This window comes from Weizmannia sp. FSL W8-0401 (assembly GCF_038009125.1).
Classification (GTDB): Bacteria; Bacillota; Bacilli; order Bacillales; family Bacillaceae_C; genus Weizmannia; species Weizmannia coagulans.
Map to the genome: position 1 here is coordinate 1,385,569 of NZ_JBBPAG010000001.1, position 14,938 is coordinate 1,400,506.

17 protein-coding genes and 1 pseudogene are annotated in these 14,938 nt (G+C 46.4%); 13 read left to right on the forward strand and 5 right to left on the reverse strand.

The window, feature by feature from the left end; genetic code table 11:
* Window positions 1–195 precede the first annotated feature (195 nt).
* The gene (locus NSU00_RS06535) at window positions 196–405 is read right to left on the reverse strand and encodes an aspartyl-phosphate phosphatase Spo0E family protein (RefSeq protein ID WP_340702555.1); all 210 of its coding nucleotides are present in this window, start codon (window positions 403–405) and stop codon (window positions 196–198) included.
* A 529-nt stretch (window positions 406–934) separates the two neighbouring features.
* Between NSU00_RS06535 and miaA the strand changes: the two genes are divergently transcribed.
* Window positions 935–1,888: a tRNA (adenosine(37)-N6)-dimethylallyltransferase MiaA gene (miaA, locus tag NSU00_RS06540; protein WP_166633757.1), complete on the forward strand. Its 954-nt coding sequence runs from the start codon at window positions 935–937 to the stop codon at window positions 1,886–1,888.
* A gap of 175 nt (window positions 1,889–2,063) precedes the next feature.
* A complete protein-coding gene (hfq, locus tag NSU00_RS06545; protein WP_013859183.1) occupies window positions 2,064–2,294 on the forward strand; it encodes an RNA chaperone Hfq in 231 nt (76 codons plus the stop codon).
* Between the two features lie 133 nt (window positions 2,295–2,427).
* Here the strand turns inward: hfq and NSU00_RS06550 are convergent, their stop codons facing one another.
* A complete protein-coding gene (locus tag NSU00_RS06550; protein WP_003352379.1) occupies window positions 2,428–2,568 on the reverse strand; it encodes a ribbon-helix-helix protein, CopG family in 141 nt (46 codons plus the stop codon).
* A gap of 87 nt (window positions 2,569–2,655) precedes the next feature.
* Between NSU00_RS06550 and NSU00_RS06555 the strand changes: the two are divergent.
* The 5 genes and pseudogenes from NSU00_RS06555 to NSU00_RS06575 all read left to right on the forward strand — a co-directional run bounded on the left by NSU00_RS06555 (window position 2,656) and on the right by NSU00_RS06575 (window position 8,995).
* Window positions 2,656–3,768, forward strand: a pseudogene (locus NSU00_RS06555) (RNA-guided endonuclease TnpB family protein).
* A gap of 361 nt (window positions 3,769–4,129) precedes the next feature.
* Window positions 4,130–5,071, forward strand: coding sequence for a stage V sporulation protein K (gene spoVK / locus NSU00_RS06560; RefSeq protein WP_207368780.1), 942 nt, complete (start codon window positions 4,130–4,132; stop codon window positions 5,069–5,071).
* A gap of 286 nt (window positions 5,072–5,357) precedes the next feature.
* Window positions 5,358–6,608, forward strand: a complete 1,251-nt coding sequence (gene hflX, locus NSU00_RS06565; protein WP_061575775.1) for a GTPase HflX — start codon at window positions 5,358–5,360, stop codon at window positions 6,606–6,608.
* 76 nt (window positions 6,609–6,684) lie between these two features.
* Complete coding sequence (locus tag NSU00_RS06570) at window positions 6,685–7,956, forward strand: methionine gamma-lyase family protein (RefSeq protein ID WP_340702556.1); 1,272 nt, start codon at window positions 6,685–6,687, stop codon at window positions 7,954–7,956.
* Window positions 7,957–8,095: 139 nt separating this feature from the next.
* A complete protein-coding gene (locus tag NSU00_RS06575; protein ID WP_019721137.1) occupies window positions 8,096–8,995 on the forward strand; it encodes a 5'-3' exonuclease in 900 nt (299 codons plus the stop codon).
* A gap of 86 nt (window positions 8,996–9,081) precedes the next feature.
* Here NSU00_RS06575 and sspL read toward each other — a convergent pair whose 3' ends face one another.
* Window positions 9,082–9,222 carry a small, acid-soluble spore protein L gene (gene sspL / locus NSU00_RS06580; RefSeq protein WP_013859188.1) on the reverse strand — a complete coding sequence of 47 codons (141 nt, stop codon included), beginning with the start codon at window positions 9,220–9,222 and terminating at the stop codon, window positions 9,082–9,084.
* A gap of 145 nt (window positions 9,223–9,367) precedes the next feature.
* Here sspL and NSU00_RS06585 point away from each other — a divergent pair, with 145 nt between their 5' ends.
* Together NSU00_RS06585 and NSU00_RS06590 are read left to right on the forward strand one after the other, a co-directional pair.
* Window positions 9,368–9,544 (forward strand): zinc-finger domain-containing protein, encoded by a 177-nt coding sequence (locus NSU00_RS06585; protein ID WP_064485126.1) that lies wholly within the window; start codon window positions 9,368–9,370, stop codon window positions 9,542–9,544.
* Entirely contained in the window at window positions 9,541–9,747 is a 207-nt protein-coding gene (locus NSU00_RS06590) for a hypothetical protein (protein ID WP_237349230.1), read from the forward strand. The genes NSU00_RS06585 and NSU00_RS06590 overlap by 4 nt, the downstream gene beginning before the upstream one ends.
* A 39-nt stretch (window positions 9,748–9,786) precedes the next feature.
* Here NSU00_RS06590 and cspD read toward each other — a convergent pair whose 3' ends face one another.
* Window positions 9,787–9,990 carry a cold-shock protein CspD gene (gene cspD / locus NSU00_RS06595; RefSeq protein WP_013859190.1) on the reverse strand — a complete coding sequence of 68 codons (204 nt, stop codon included), beginning with the start codon at window positions 9,988–9,990 and terminating at the stop codon, window positions 9,787–9,789.
* Window positions 9,991–10,296: 306 nt separating this feature from the next.
* On the opposite strand from cspD, the gene mntR reads away from it, so the two are divergent.
* Entirely contained in the window at window positions 10,297–10,716 is a 420-nt protein-coding gene (mntR, locus tag NSU00_RS06600) for a transcriptional regulator MntR (RefSeq protein ID WP_041818986.1), read from the forward strand.
* Window positions 10,717–11,038: 322 nt separating this feature from the next.
* Window positions 11,039–12,724, forward strand: coding sequence for a formate--tetrahydrofolate ligase (locus NSU00_RS06605; protein ID WP_061575773.1), 1,686 nt, complete (start codon window positions 11,039–11,041; stop codon window positions 12,722–12,724).
* A gap of 99 nt (window positions 12,725–12,823) precedes the next feature.
* On the opposite strand, the gene NSU00_RS06610 is transcribed toward NSU00_RS06605, so the two are convergent.
* A complete protein-coding gene (locus NSU00_RS06610; RefSeq protein ID WP_003352379.1) occupies window positions 12,824–12,964 on the reverse strand; it encodes a ribbon-helix-helix protein, CopG family in 141 nt (46 codons plus the stop codon).
* An 87-nt stretch (window positions 12,965–13,051) separates the two neighbouring features.
* On the opposite strand from NSU00_RS06610, the gene NSU00_RS06615 reads away from it, so the two are divergent.
* Both NSU00_RS06615 and NSU00_RS06620 read left to right on the forward strand, forming a co-directional pair.
* Window positions 13,052–14,170: an RNA-guided endonuclease InsQ/TnpB family protein gene (locus NSU00_RS06615; protein ID WP_340702557.1), complete on the forward strand. Its 1,119-nt coding sequence runs from the start codon at window positions 13,052–13,054 to the stop codon at window positions 14,168–14,170.
* A 139-nt stretch (window positions 14,171–14,309) separates the two neighbouring features.
* Entirely contained in the window at window positions 14,310–14,810 is a 501-nt protein-coding gene (locus tag NSU00_RS06620; protein ID WP_340703554.1) for a hypothetical protein, read from the forward strand.
* The last annotated feature ends 128 nt before the right edge of the window (window positions 14,811–14,938 follow it).

The window sequence follows — 14,938 nt, forward strand, 5'->3', positions numbered from 1 at the left end:
TGCCAATCTCCTTTCCATTTGTTTTGGTTCACCTTAATTGGTGTTATAGTAATCAATCAAGGAACGCCGTTTTCCCGTCAGATTTCAGTTCTTGTTTCGCAGTCTGTCATTTTATTATAACGCAATCATTGCGTGCAAAAAACTGGTTTCACACTCCATATTATTGTTGAAAAGAGAGAAAACGGACTGAAGGATTTAATCACGGAATGAGCCGCCCTTGCTTTGTGCGAGCATGCCCAGCTGGTATTCATAAATCAGTTTGTCCAATAATTGGCTTTGGCGGATCGTTTCCGGGTGGTTCATGCCATTTTGTTTGGCACACTGCATCAATTGTTCGCGGAGGATCAAAATAATACGGGGCAGATGGGCAGAGGAAAGTGTGGGATACTGATTCATTTTTTCCATGCAAACATCCCTTTCGGAGAAATATAAGAAGATTAGAAAAACAGTTTTGAAGAAAAGGCAACATAAGCGTGTTTCGGAGGCGGTTGTGCTTAAGATGGCCTTTTAGCGGAGCCGGCAGGCATATCATTTGAATCAGGGCCAATGGCATGCCTGAGCAATACGATATCTTCATATATGCTTTTTTTCACAGCCTTATACGGGCATTTGTGGTATTCATCCAAAAGCCGCCCTAATTCAATAATAAAAAAGAAACGCTCGTCATTTTTGACCATACCAAAAACCTGCCTTACATGGATCATAATCATTATCCTTATTATATAGTATAAATGGATTGGATGTGAAGCAGGACTTTAGACCTATATGCATTTTTTAAATATTTTTTTGTAAGCGAATTTTCAATGATGAATAAAATCCCGAAAAAAGGGAAACTGTATAGATGTTCTGTTTGCTGTTTTATGGTACGATAGAGACAGAAAAATCCGGGGATTTAAAGAATGCTGCAATCTCCAGCATAAAAGGTAGGGTACGAATGGCAAAACAAAAACTGATCGTACTGATCGGCCCGACAGCATCAGGAAAAACGGCGCTTAGCATCCGCCTCGCGAAAAGATTCGATGCTGAAATTATCAGCGGCGATTCGATGCAAGTATACAGAGGCATGGATATCGGCACAGCAAAAATTACGCAGGATGAAATGGAAGGGGTTCCCCATCACCTGATCGACATTAAAAATCCGGATGAGTCTTTTTCGGTTGCTGAATTCCAGCAACTGGTACGGGAAAAAATAAGCGATATTGCTTCCCGCGGCAAGTTGCCCATGATCGTCGGCGGCACGGGGCTTTACATACAATCTGTCTTATACGATTACCGTTTTTCGGACATTGCCGGAGACCCGGCATACCGCGCGGAACTTGAAAAGATCGCAAAGCGGGAAGGGCCCGGCCTGCTTTACAAATTACTGGAAAAAACCGATCCGGAAAGTGCCGCAAAGATTCATCCGCATAATGTGAGAAGGGTGATCCGGGCGCTGGAAGTATGCCATTTTTCCGGCAGGACGATGCAAGACTACCAGAAACAGCAACAGCATGAACCGCTTTATTGTGCGGCGCTGGTGGGGCTTGTGATGGAGAGGGAGAAGCTGTATCAATGCATTAACGAACGGGTCGATCAAATGATGGAACGCGGTTTAATCGAGGAAGCGAGAAAGTTGTATGACAAACATTTGCGCGGTGTCCAGTCCATCCAGGCGATCGGCTACAAAGAACTGTACGATTACTTTGACGGGCGCACGACCCTTGATGAGGCTGTTTCCCGCTTAAAACAAAATACAAGGCGTTTTGCCAAAAGGCAGCTCACCTGGTTCCGCAATAAGTTGGAAATAGAGTGGTTTGACATGACAAAAGAGGAAGAAAAGGAAAAAAAAATTGAAGAAATTTCCGCTTTCATAGCAGGAAAGCTACAATTAAAATCGAATAGTTTATAATATAGAGTATAGCCGGGAACACGCGTGACTTCAGTCATGAGATGCTCCGGGCACCGAACCGCAGAAACTGCGGGGGCTGCCTGCCAAAAATCACCGGAGATCCACCGGCGTTTGCAGGAATCTCGCGGCTTTAGTCATGAGCAGGTTAAAATAGAGAGAAAGAGGAGGATTTGTAATGAACAAAGCTATCAATATTCAGGACCAGTATTTAAACCAATTGCGGAAAGACGGTACGGTTGTCACAGTCTTTTTGATGAACGGCTTCCAGCTTCGCGGCCAGGTAAAAGGCTTTGATAACTTCACCGTGCTGATTGAAACAGACGGCAAACAGCAACTCGTTTTCAAACATGCGATTTCAACGTTCCAGCCGCAAAAAAATGTTCAAATCAATTTTGAGGAAAATTAAAACAAAATGTCCGGCAACTTGCCGGGCATTTTAACGGCTTTCCGAAAGAAGTCTCCCATCCTCAAGGAATGTGAAGGTGCGAATCGCACCAATGAGTAGGTGGGAGATGAATTTCGGTTGGCTTTAGCCAAAGTTATTTTTCCAATCCTTTTCTCAACAATTCTAAGATTGCGGCTGTTCTAGTTGGAATCCCATTTTCTTTTTGATATTGCTCCAATTTTTCTAATATCGTCTTAGGCATACGAATTTCTACACGTTCTTTCTCTTCTCTCATGATTATCACCTCATATTGATTGTACGGATTTTTTACGATATAATCAATATATACGAAATTTTTCCGCACAAAGTGAGGTGAATTGATATGGCCAAGCAAAACAAAGCTTTCAAGTTTCGTTTGTTACCAAACAAAGAACAATCCGCATTATTAGCTAAGACATTTGGTTGTGTTCGCTTTGTCTACAATAAGATGTTAGCTGAACGCAAAGAAACGTATGAAAAGTTCAAGGATGATAAAGAATCGCTTAAAAAGCAAAAGTTTCCGACTCCTGCAAAATATAAAAGTGAATTTCCATTCCTAAAAGAAGTGGATTCTTTAGCTTTGGCAAATGCACAAATGAACTTACAGACTGCTTATTAGAATTTCTTTGAAGGAAATGCGGATTTTCCAAAGTTCAAAAATCGTAAAGCAAAACAATCCTATACAACTAACTTAGTCAATGGAAACATCGAATGGAAAGATGGTCATATCAAGTTGCCTAAACTAAAGCTTGTAAAAATCAAACAGCATAGAGAAATTCCTGCTGATTATAAATTGAAATCCTGTACCATTTCCAGAACAAAGTCAGGAAAATATTATGTTTCCGTACTAACAGAATACGAAAAAGATATACAGCCTAAAACAATAGAAAATGTCATTGGGCTAGATTTTGCTATGGCTGAATTATACGTGAGTAGCGAGAATGAGAAAGCCAATTATCCTCGTTATTATCGTGTGATGTCAGAAAAATTAGCAAAAGCACAACGAATTCTTTCTCGAAGAAAGAAAGGTTCTGCACGTTGGAACAAGCAACGACTAGTAGTGGCTAAGTTACATGAGAAAGTGGCGAACCAACGCATGAATTTTCTTCATCATAAGTCAAAAGAATTAGCTTCTAACTTTGATGCTGTCGTGATTGAGGACTTGAACATGAAAGGGATGTCTCAAGCCCTTCACTTTGGGAAAAGCGTTCATGATAACGGCTGGGGAATGTTCACTACTTTCTTAGCGTATAAGCTAAAAGAACAAGGGAAACAACTTGTGAAAATTGATAAGTGGTTTCCCTCCACTAAGAAGTGTTCTTGTTGTGGTGCAGAAAAACCTGTGAAACTATCTGAACGCACCTACCGTTGTTCGTGCGGTTATGTGGCAGATCGCGACTATAATTCAGCAATCAATATCAAAAATGAAGGTATACGCTTATTAGCGTTATCATAAGTAACAAAACTCTTGGAACAAGAGGGTTAGCTCGGTCAGTTTTCGTTGGCTAGTAAAAGCAACGATAAGTCGAGAAGCCCCCACTTCAATCAAACCGTAAGGTTGATAAGTGGAGGGTAGTTCATATATGGTGTACTGTTATCCGACCCCGAAACATAAACTAATACAGATAATTATTTCTCGGGAAAGCGCAAAAACCGACAAATTCCCCCGCCATTTTGGATGATGCTGATTTTCGGCCGGTGCGGATTTGAAAAACAACCGGTTTTCTTATGCCGAACAACAAGTTTTTGTACGTGGGCATTTGTCACACTCCCGGCCCAATCCGCGTATATTGTCTGTAGAATGCGAGGTGGCGGTGATGGATCAACCGATTCGTATGAAAAATAACGGCCAGATCAATATTGTCCTCCATGCGGGCCAAAGGGAGGCCGTTATTCCCCAGCCGAAAATAGAAACCAGCAAAAAAGATTTATCAGCGGAACATGAAATTTTAAAAGAAATTGAAGATGAACTTGGCACGCTTGTCGGAATGGAAGAAATCAAAAAAATGGTAAAAGAAGTTTATGCCTGGATCTATATTAACAAGAAAAGGGAAGCCGCCGGGTTAAAAACGGGAAAGCAGGCTCTCCATATGATGTTTAAAGGCAATCCCGGCACAGGCAAAACAACTGTCGCCCGATTGATCGGGAAATTGTTCCATAAAATGAATGTATTGTCAAAAGGCCACTTGATTGAAGCGGAAAGGGCCGATCTTGTCGGCGAATACATCGGCCATACGGCGCAAAAGACAAGGGATTTGATTAAAAAAGCGATCGGCGGCATTTTGTTTATTGATGAAGCGTACTCTCTTGGCCGCGGCGGCGAGAAAGATTTCGGGAAAGAAGCAATCGATACGCTTGTAAAGCATATGGAAGACAAACAGCACGAATTTATTTTAATTTTGGCCGGCTATTCAAACGAAATGGATTATTTCCTGAGCCTGAATCCGGGGCTGCATTCCCGGTTCCCGATTGTGTTCAACTTTCCCGATTACTCGGTAGAGGAGCTCATGGATATCGGGAAAAGGATGCTGACTGAAAAAGAGTATACGCTCAGTTTGGATGCAGAACGGAAGCTTCGCGACCATCTGGCTTTTGTCAAAACAACGAGCAACCCTGCCAGTTTTTCAAACGGCCGGTATGTGCGGAATGTAATTGAAAAATCAGTGCGCGCCCAGGCGATGCGGCTGTTGATGCAGGCTTGCTATGACCGCCATGAGCTGGTCACGCTGCACAGCAGTGACCTTGTTTTTCCGGACTGACGCCCCTGCGCCCTCTGCGGTTTTCCGCAGGCGCTTATTTTCCGTCCGAAAGCTTAAGCCGGTTTTGCCGGCTAGCTGTTTCGCCCGGAAAATAAGCAGCTTGGGGATACATTTTCAAGTCATGCGGGCCCGGGCATAACAGCGCCCGGCCTTTTTTAATGCGGGCGGAAAAAAAGCCATATCGCACGAAGCCATGCCCTGTTTTCCAAAAAAAGGCGCCCGGACATGTTATCTTTGTGCGTTTTTTGGTAAGATAACAGGTATACTGGACGGAACAGGTGATGAAATGGAAAATAATAAAGAAAGAGCGATTCTTGCCGGATGCGAATTGAGCGGCGGCAGCCACAGCCGTTTTGCTTATTCAATGGAGGAGCTGAGGCGGCTTGTCGAAACGGCGCAGGGGGAAGCGGTGCTTGAAGTCGTACAAAAACGGGACAGGGCAGATGCCGCCACGTATATCGGAAAAGGCAAGGTGGCGGAACTAAAGGCGCTTGTTTCAGAATTGCAAGCCGATCTGATCGTTTTTAACGCGGAACTTTCGCCGAGCCAGCTCCGCAATCTCCAGGCCGCAGTGGATTGCCGCGTGCTGGACAGGACACAGCTTATCCTTGATATTTTTGCGACGCGTGCCCGCTCAAAAGAAGGGAAGCTCCAGGTGGAACTGGCGCAGCTTGAGTATTTGCTGCCGCGTCTTGGCGGGCGCGGTACGGAGCTGTCACGGCTCGGTGGCGGAATCGGCACGAGGGGGCCGGGGGAAACCCAGCTTGAAACGGACCGCCGTCATATCCGCCGCCGCATTTCTGAAATTAAGGCGCAGCTTGAAACGGTTGTCCGCCACCGGGAGCGTTACCGCGAAAGGCGGAAAAAGAACCATGTGTTTCAAATTGCGCTTGTCGGCTATACTAACGCCGGAAAATCGACATTGTTTAACCGCCTGTCTGCCGCAGATTCTTATGAAGAAAACCAGCTGTTTGCCACGCTTGATCCGATGACAAGAAAAGTTGTGCTGCCAAGCGGTTACACGGCTTTGCTGACGGATACGGTCGGATTTATCCAGGACTTGCCGACGACGCTGATTGCGGCGTTCCGCTCGACCTTGGAAGAAGTGCGGGAAGCCGATTTGCTTTTGCATGTCATTGACAGTTCCAACCCGGATTATGACAACCATCAAAAAACGGTGCAGCGCCTGCTTTCCGAACTGGAAATGAACCATCTGCCGCAGCTTGCCATTTACAATAAAATGGATATAAAAGACAGCCATTTCATGCCCAATGCACAAAACAGCATCATGATCAGCGCGAAAGACGAAAAAGATATCCACCGGCTGCTGTTGGAAATTGAAAAACAGGTGCTGGCCGAAATGGTGCCGTACAGCGCGCTTGTCCCGCAAACGGAAGGAAAGCTGCTTTCGGTTTTAAAAAGTGATACCATTTTAAGAGAACTGATTTTCAAAGAAGAAAATGAGGCATACCAGTGCAAGGGATATGCGCTTCCGGGCCATCCAGTTTTGGGCGCGTTACAACCATATGCTGAATAAAAATCTTGTGCGCGGGTGCATGCAGCGGGTTCCCTTGTTGCATGCACCCGACATTTTGAACGGAAAGGTGTAGAAGATGTACCAGTATTTGACTCACGGTGCCAAACTCAGGCAAATGGCAGAGGAGGCCGAGCGCCAAATCCGCCCGGTCCACAGTGCAATAGAAAAACGGGCGGAAACGAACCAGTTCCGCGTATTGCAAAGCTTTCAAAAGCATAAAGTGAGCGAGTCGCATTTTTATCCGTCGACCGGATACGGCTATGATGACGCCGGCAGGGAAACACTTGAGCGCATATATGCCGATGTTTTCGGCGCGGAAGCTGGGCTTGTCCGCCCGCAAATCATTTCCGGGACACATGCGATTACGATTGCGCTTTTCGGCGTCCTCCGCCCGGGGGATGAATTGTTATACATAACCGGGAAGCCGTACGATACGCTTGATGAAATTACAGGGGCGCACGGCAGCGGCAACGGTTCGCTGCAGGAGTTTAACATAATGTACAATTATGTAAACTTGAAGGAAGATGGCACAGTCGATTTTGAAGCGGTGAGAAAAGCGATCCATCCCCATACAAAAATGGTTGCGATCCAGCGCTCAAAAGGGTATGCGTCAAGGCCTTCGTTTACAGTGGATGAGATCGGGGAAATGATCCGCTTTGTAAAAGAAATCAAGCCGGATACAGTTGTGTTTGTCGACAACTGCTACGGCGAATTTGTAGAGGAGAAGGAGCCGTGCCATGTTGGCGCGGATTTAATGGCCGGTTCGCTTATCAAAAATCCAGGTGGCGGGCTTGCTAAAACAGGCGGCTACATTTGCGGGAAGAAAAAATGGGTGGAAAGCTGCGCTTACAGGATGACATCCCCCGGAATCGGCGCGGAAGCAGGAGCATCGCTTTACAGCCTTCTTGAGATGTACCAGGGCTTCTTTCTGGCGCCGCATGTTGTGGCAGAGGCATTAAAAGGTGCGGTGTTTACATCGGCAATCCTGGAAAAATCCGGGATGCATACTTATCCGAAATGGGATGCGCCCAGGACGGACCTTATCCAGTCCGTTGAATTTGGCGACCCGGACAGCATGGTCGCTTTTTGCCAGGCGATCCAGTTTGCTTCACCGGTGAATTCTTATGTGACGCCATATCCGAGTGATATGCCCGGTTATGCGGACGATGTCATCATGGCAGCCGGCACATTTATTCAGGGGGCAAGCATCGAGCTTTCCGCCGACGGCCCGCTCCGCCCGCCTTACACCGCCTATGTTCAGGGCGGCCTTACGTATGCGCATGTCAAAATGGCCGTCCTGCTCGCGCTCGACCGGCTGATTGAAGAAAACCTTGTCGATCCCAATTGAATTTTTCCCTACTTTGATCCACGGCCGGCTGGATGTTAACCGGGCACCATGTTCCGCCCGTGCAGGGACGCCTTTTTCTAATGCGGCCGGTTTGCCGGTTGTGTTATAATAACAGGATGATATTTGATGAGGTGATCGCATGAATAAGAGGCCGCATTTGCTTTTAATTGACGGGATGGCGCTTCTTTTCCGGGCGTTTTATGCCACCGCCGTGACGGGGCAGTTTATGGTGAATTCCAAAGGAATGCCGACAAACGGCGTGCAGGGCTTTTTGCGCCATTTGCTTTTGGCGGCTGAGAACAAAAAACCGACGCATGTGGCCGTTTGCTGGGATATGGGGAGCAAAACGTTCCGCAACGACTTGTACGGTGAATATAAAGCAAACCGGGACGTCCCGCCGGTTGAGATGATTCCGCAATTTGGTCTGGCGAAAGAAACAGTGGAAGCTTTTGAAATTCCAAATGTCGGAGTGGCCGGGTATGAAGCGGACGACTGTCTCGGCACCCTTAGCTGCCGGTTCAAAGACGAGGCGGATATTTCCATTTTGACCGGCGACCGCGACATTTTGCAGCTTTTGGATGACCATGTGGAAGTCCATCTCCTCCAGAAAGGGTTCGGAAATTATAAAACCTATACAAAAGCGGCATTTATGGACGAATACGGGGTGACGCCGCGGCAGTTCATCGATGTAAAAGCGCTGATGGGCGATGCAAGCGACGGGTATCCAGGCGTGAAGGGGATCGGTGAAAAAACAGCGTTTAAGCTCGTCAGCCGGTATGGAAACCTCAGCGGCATTTTGGAGCATCTCGGGGAGCTCACGCCGTCGCAGCAGAAAAAAATCGAAGCGGGGCTGGAGATGCTACATCTGAGCAGAAAACTTGCCGAAATCCGTTGTGATGTGCCGGTGGCTTTTTCTTTGGAAAAAGCGCGGTTTGGCCAGATTCCGGAAACGTTTATGGAACTGATGGAGGAACTGGAATTAAAAATGGTAAAACGCCATTTGGTTACAGCCCGGATAAACGCAAGCTTCATTTCTTAATCGCTTTGCCCGGTTTAAACGGCACGGAAAGCGGAAAAACAGCATTCAGGATAAGAATGCTGTTTTTCTTCTCCGTTTTGCGATTGTCAGATTTTTGTATTGGATTTTTTCGCGCGGTTTTCAAGGGTTGTCTTTGGATCCGGCGCGAATGCCGCATCCTGTGCAATTCCTTGCGGCGTAACGGAATTTGCCGCTTTGCCGCGGTTTGTATTGTCTTTTTTAGCCATCCTGATCACCCCTTGTTATAGCATGCCCCAATTCGGGGGAAATTTTGATAAAGGGATGATCCCCGGGCAAACCCGGCGTATCCAATGGAATAAACGCACGCGCAATGCGGATGGGAAAGCTGGCGGAGAGAAAGAAGGGATAAAAATGGAAAGAAAACAACTCATCCGGGAAGTGGATAAAATATTAAAGACGTATTGTGAAGGCTGTTTTTTAAAATCGCATTTCCGGAAAACACGCGGGAAAAAATATGCCCACCAGTTTTGCATCCGGCAATGCACGGTAGGCGAACAGCTGAAAAAATACGGCGACCGGTTATCATGACGGCTTTCACAACCGCAACAATGCCGTCCCAGGAAACAGGCGGCACCCGAAAGCTGTTCGTCTTGCCGGTATTAAACCGCAACAATGCCGTCCCGGGAAACAGGCGGCTGATGATTGCCATCGGGCTGCAAACAGTATGCCTAGTGATGCAAAAACGGGGGAAAATGGGGAACCCGGTATTGTGGCGGTTTGCACAAAAATAAAAGGCTGGCATAAAAGCCAGCCTGGTTGCATTCTATGATTTATGAAAGTTTTGTTACATTCGCTGCCTGAGGTCCGCGGTTGCCTTCAACGATGTCGAAAGAAACAGCCTGGCCTTCTTCCAATGTTTTGAACCCTTCACCTTGAATAGCGGTGAAATGAACGAAAACATCGTCTCCGCCCTCAACTTCAATGAATCCGTAGCCTTTTTCGTTATTGAACCATTTTACTTTACCGTTTTGCATTTCTTAATCCTCCTAAATCAAAAGCACGTTCGTGCCAAAAAGTGTTGCATTAAACAGATGAAAAACCGCCATCAAGGTCTGGGAAATCACTTGTTTAATGTTATAATTAATATACTCCAACCGGTATGGATAGTCAAGACAAAGGAATCAAAAATGATGGAAAATTGTTGTGAATTCTTAAATTTGCAAGCGGTTTAAAATCGGCGCACATTTATTATGAATTCTTGTACATCATCCGTGATTATAGTAAACTGATGGTATTGTACCGGCAGACTCAATATTTGTTGTAAGAATGGGGGCCCGTGGATGCCGACACCTAGTATGGAAGACTACATTGAACAGATTTTTATTCTGATTGAAAGCAAAGGATATGCGCGTGTTTCGGATATTGCCGAAGCGCTTTCCGTTCATCCTTCATCCGTTACGAAAATGGTACAGAAGCTGGATAAGGATGATTATCTTGTTTATGAAAAATACCGCGGACTGGTCCTCACCCCAAAAGGCAAGAAAATTGGAAAACGGCTTGTCGACCGCCATCATTTGCTTGAACAGTTTTTAAGGATCATCGGGGTCGATGAAGAAAATATTTATAGAGATGTAGAAGGGATTGAACATCACCTGAGCTGGAATTCCATTGACCGGATCGGAGACCTTGTCCAGTACTTTGAGGAAGATCCGGGCCGGGTGAACGACCTGAACCGGCTGCAGGCACAAAACGAGGATTGAATTTTCCGGCCAGCCTGCCCATGAAATGGGGCTGATTCCTTTTATGCGTCGGCTGTTGCCGGATGATGGGGCATAGGTGCCTGGAAGCCTGTCTGCCGGCACGCATCAGGATTTTAGTGTCCTCCCTGCATGATGCAAGCAGGGCTTTTCCCCGCCAGCCGGAAGACAAAATCCGCATGGCAGCCTTCATGTAGAAAATCAGGGATAAAGCCAAACGATTTCCCGGTGCGGGCGAAAAATGCTTTTTTCAGGTGCATTGGGCTGCAGGGGTATGTAGAATAGAAGATGGAAGCAGATTTTTGATGAAGCGGAGGATTTGACATTGCCAAGCCATTCGATTGGAAAGACTGATATTGATATCGCGCAGCATGCTTCGCTGAAACCGGTCAAAGAAATTGCGGAAACCGTGCAGCTTGCAGAAGAAGACCTGGAATATTACGGGAAATACAAGGCGAAAATTACATATGAAAAAATCAAGCAGCTCCAAACCAAAAAAGACGGAAAATTATTTCTTGTCACTTCCATCAATCCGACGCCGGCGGGGGAAGGCAAGTCAACCGTCACCATCGGGCTCGGCGATGCATTAAAACAGCTGGGCCATAAAACCATGATTGCCTTAAGGGAGCCATCGCTCGGGCCGGTCATGGGGCTGAAAGGGGGCGCAACGGGCGGCGGTTATGCACAAGTCTTGCCGATGGAAGAGATCAATCTTCATTTCACAGGCGATTTTCATGCGATTACCGCTGCCAATAATGCCATTTCTGCTTTGCTGGACAACCATATCCACCAGGGAAATCCATTGCAGATTGACCCACGCCGCATTGTCTGGAAGCGGGCGGTCGATTTAAATGACCGGGCGCTGCGCCATGTCGTCGTCGGCCTCGGCGGTCCCGGCCAGGGCGTGCCCCGTGAAGACGGATTTGACATTACCGTGGCTTCTGAACTGATGGCCGTTTTATGCCTGGCGGAAGATCTCGAAGATTTAAAAAGGCGGATTGCGAACATCGTTGTAGCCTACAATTACGAAAAGAAACCCGTAACCGTCGGTGACCTCGGGATCGAAGGCGCGATTGCCTTATTGCTGAAAGATGCCTTGAAACCGAATCTTGTCCAGACGATCGAACATACGCCGGCCCTTGTCCACGGCGGCCCGTTTGCCAATATTGCGCACGGCTGCAACAGTGTTATGGCGACCAAAACCGCTTTGAAACTGGCCGATTATGTCGTCACGGAAGCCGGCTTTGGTGCCGACCTCGGCGCTGAAAAATTTCTCGACATTAAAGCGCGGGCGGCCGGCCTGAAACCGGACGGCGTCGTGATTGTCGCCACCATCCGAGCCTTGAAAATGCACGGCGGGGTGCGCAAGGAAGATTTGGCGGCAGAAAATATTGCGGCTCTTGAAGCCGGGCTTTTAAACCTGCAAAAACATGTTGAAACGATCGCTTCATTCGGTTTGCCGTTTGTGGTTGCCATCAACCGGTTTATATCGGACAGCAATGCGGAAATCGCTGTCTTAGAACATTGGTGCAGTGAACGCGGCATTCCCGTGTCGCTTACGGAAGTGTGGGAAAAAGGGGGCGCAGGCGGCATGGATCTTGCGGCCAAACTGCTGGAAGCCGCCAAACAGCCGCATACATTCAGGCCGGTTTACCCGCTTGAATCAACCATTGAAGAAAAGATAGAGGCGATTGTGCGCCAGGTGTATGGTGGCCGCGGCGCCGAATTTTCCGCGAAAGCGCAAAAACAAATCCGCGAATTTGAACAGCTCGGATGGGGGCATCTCCCTGTTTGCATTGCAAAAACGCAGTATTCCTTATCCGATGACCCGCACAAAACGGGCCGCCCGCATGATTTTGCGATCCATGTCCGCGAACTCGTTCCGAAGCTTGGCGCCGGGTTTATTGTTGCCCTGACAGGAGACGTTCTGACCATGCCGGGCCTTCCGAAAGAACCGGCCGCTTACCGGATGGATGTTGATGCGGACGGCCGCGCATCCGGGCTCTTTTAACGTTTTTCCGAAAGAAGTCTCCCATCCTCAAGGAATGTGAAGGTGCGAATCGCACCAATGAGTAGGTGGGAGATGAATTTCGGTTGGCTTTAGCCAAAGTTATTTTTCCAATCCTTTTCTCAACAATTCTAAGATTGCGGCTGTTCTAGTTGGAATCCCATTTTCTTTTTGATATTGCTCCAATTTTTCTAATATCGTCTTAGGCATACGAATTTCTACACGTTCTTTCTCTTCTCTCATGATTATCACCTCATATTGATTGTACGGATTTTTTACGATATAATCAATATATACGAAATTTTTCCGCACAAAGTGAGGTGAATTGATATGGCCAAGCAAAACAAAGCTTTCAAGTTTCGTTTGTTACCAAACAAAGAACAATCCGCATTATTAGCTAAGACATTTGGTTGTGTTCGCTTTGTCTACAATAAGATGTTAGCTGAACGCAAAGAAACGTATGAAAAGTTCAAGGATGATAAAGAATTGCTTAAAAAGCAAAAGTTTCCGACTCCTGCAAAATATAAAAGTGAATTTCCATTCCTAAAAGAAGTGGATTCTTTAGCTTTGGCAAATGCACAAATGAACTTACAGACTGCTTATAAGAATTTCTTTGAAGGAAATGCGGATTTTCCAAAGTTCAAAAATCGTAAAGCAAAACAATCCTATACAACTAATATGGTCAACGGAAATATTAAGCTAGAAAATGGTCATATCAAACTGCCAAAAATCAAAAAGCCAATAAAAATGAAACAGCATAGAGAGATACCTGCTGATTATAAAATCAAATCTTGCACTATTTCTAAAACAAAGACAGGCAAGTACTACATTTCAATTTTGACAGAATATGAGAAAGATATTCGTCCAGTTAACATACAGAAAGTTGTTGGTTTGGATTTTGCTATGGATGGTCTATATGTCGAGAGTGAACAGGGTAAGAAAGCCAATTACCCACGTTACTATCGGCAAGCCTTAGATAAATTAGCAAAAGCACAACGAATTCTTTCTCGAAGAAAGAAAGGTTCTGCACGTTGGAACAAGCAACGACTAGTAGTGGCTAAGTTACATGAGAAAGTGGCGAACCAACGCATGAATTTTCTTCATCATAAGTCAAAAGAATTAGCTTCTAACTTTGATGCTGTCGTGATTGAGGACTTGAACATGAAAGGGATGTCTCAAGCCCTTCACTTTGGGAAAAGCGTTCATGATAACGGCTGGGGGATGTTCACTACTTTCTTAGCGTATAAGCTAAAAGAACAGGGGAAACAACTTGTGAAAATTGATAAGTGGTTTCCCTCCACTAAGAAGTGTTCATGTTGCGGCAAGGAAAAAGAAATGCCATTATCTGAACGTGTATATAAATGTTCTTGCGGCTTTGTATTAGATCGCGATCACAATTCTGCAATCAATATCAAAAATGAGGGATTACGCTTATTCGCGTTATCATAAGTAACAAAACTCTTGGAACAAGAGGGTTAGCTCGGTCAGTTTTCGTTGGATAGTAAAAGCAACGATAAGTCGAGAAGCCCCCACTTCAATCAAACCGTAAGGTTGATAAGTGGAGGGTAGTTCACACGGGGGACAGGCGATGTTTGACCCAACTGCTTTTGAAAATATGAAGACTGTATTCGAAGGTGCTGCCTATGAGCTTGATTTACGAGGGGAAGCATCCATCACCGGAAGAAAAGACCTGGTCGACCTGGCGGAAATGTCCCGGGAATACCGCATTACGCTTCAGCTTCCGGAATGGCAGGAAGCAAGCGTGATGATCTGTCTTTCGGCTTCGCTCGGGCAGCTGGCGGCGGAAATACTGGATCCCGCGCCCGGCGCCAAAGCGGGTGCCAGTGCCGCCGTAACTTTTTCCTGGAAAAACAGTAGGCGGTCCGCTGATTATAAACAGATTATCCTTTCCGCATGGGGAAACGGCAACCGGCGCCGCATCGAGGAAAGGACTGTCCATTCATCACGCTCGGGTGTAACCGAAGAAGTTGCCATCGATTTTGCCCGGCTGATAACGGAAGATTTAATGGATGATTTGTTTGAGATGCCTGCAGATGCCGTGAAGACTTTGCGCCGGATGAGGTTCTAACAAAAGCTGTACGCCCCGCCGTGCAGCTTTTGGCTTTCCTTGTCCAAAAACATGATAAAATGGCAAAGAAGGGAACGCTTATGCGGGATTATCTTTGCAGGAGAACGCCGATTCTTCAGTTTGGACGG